Annotated in this window: 1 protein-coding gene; it reads left to right on the top strand. The window is 72.1% G+C overall.

The features are described 5' to 3' along the window. The coding region (locus IG05_RS43440) for a hypothetical protein (RefSeq protein WP_158839181.1) at window positions 1–208 on the top strand (208 nt) is incomplete at both ends.

Below are 208 nucleotides of genomic sequence, written 5' to 3'. Positions count from 1 at the left end.
GAACGGTCCTTCGCAGCAGCGGGTGATCCGCAAGGCCCTGGCCGCGGCCGGACTGACCCCGGCCGACGTGGACGCGGTGGAGGGGCACGGCACGGGCACGGTCCTCGGCGACCCGATCGAGGCGCAGGCCCTCCTCGCGACCTACGGCCAGGACCGCGAACAGCCCCTGTGGCTGGGCTCGTTGAAGTCCAACATCGGACACACCCAG

Origin of the sequence: Streptomyces sp. NRRL S-1022 (genome assembly GCF_000720135.1) — a bacterium.
GTDB lineage: Bacteria > Actinomycetota > Actinomycetes > Streptomycetales > Streptomycetaceae > Streptomyces.
This window is presented reverse-complemented; position numbering and strand designations above follow the sequence as displayed.